Origin of the sequence: Kitasatospora sp. MY 5-36, assembly GCF_001182915.1 — a bacterium.
Classification (GTDB): Bacteria; Actinomycetota; Actinomycetes; order Streptomycetales; family Streptomycetaceae; genus Kitasatospora.
In genome coordinates this window covers 1-1112 of record NZ_LFVW01000838.1, presented here as the reverse complement: position 1 = coordinate 1112, position 1112 = coordinate 1, and the positions used below count along the sequence as shown (strand labels likewise).

The following is a 1112-nucleotide window of genomic DNA, read 5'->3' as shown; positions in this document are numbered from 1 at the left end:
CAGTCGTCGACGCCCGCCGCGCCCGCCGGCCGGGCCGGGGCCGCCGGCCAGTACCGCTGGCGCTGGAAGGCGTAGGTCGGCAGCTCGACCGCCGTCCCGCCGCCGAGCACCGCCGCCCAGTCGACAGGGGCGCCGCCCGTGTACGCCTCGGCGAGCGAGGTCAGCAGGCGCTCGGCGCCGCCCTCGTCGCGGCGCAGGGTGCCCACCACGGTCGGGGAGCGGTCCTCCAGGCTGTCGGCGATCGCCGGGGTCAGCACCGGGTGCGGGGAGACCTCCAGGAACACGCCGTGTCCGGCCTCGCCGAGGGTCCGTACGGCACGGTCGAACTCGACCGTCTCGCGCAGGGAGGCGTACCAGTACGCCGGGTCCAGCTCCGGGCCCGACAGCCACTCACCGGTCAGCGCGGAGATCATCGGGACCTGCACCTCGCGGGGGGCGATGCCCTGGAGCACGGCGAGGATCTCCTCGCGCAGCTCGTCCACGTGGGCGCTGTGCGAGGCGTAGTCCACCGGGATCATCCGGGCACGCGGGGACTCCCCGCAGGAGTCCGCGAGTTCACGCAGCGCGTCGGCGTCACCGGAGACGACCGTCGCCGACGGACCGTTCACCGCCGCGACCGACAGCCGGGAACCGTACGGGGCGATCCGCGCGCGGACGCCGTCCACCGGCTCCGCGATCGACAGCATCCCGCCACGACCGGCCAGGGCCTTCAGGGTCTTGCTCCGCAGAGCCACGACCTTGGCAGCGTCGTCCAGGGAGAGAATCCCGGCGACGGCAGCCGCCGCGATCTCGCCCTGCGAGTGACCGACCACAGCGTCCGGAGCGACACCGGCCGCCTCCCACACAGCGGCGAGCGACACCATCACGGCCCACAGCGCGGGCTGCACGACATCGGCGGCCTCAAAGCCATGAAGGCCCGCCAGCACATCGTCCAACTGCCAATCCACATAGGGCGCCAGGGCCGCAGCACACTCGGCCAGCCGCGCCGCGAACACCGGCGACGACGCGGCCAGCTCACGCCCCATCCCGACCCACTGGCTGCCCTGCCCCGGGAAGACGAATACCGTCCGCCCCACCCCGGCAGCAGCCACCGACCCGGTCACCACACCCGC

General features: G+C 74.1%; 1 protein-coding gene. It reads right to left on the bottom strand.

The genetic code is table 11. The annotated features are described in order from the left end of the window. Window positions 1-1112, bottom strand: a 1112-nt coding sequence (locus AE652_RS36940; protein WP_049659524.1) for an acyltransferase domain-containing protein, incomplete at both ends; no start/stop codon positions are given.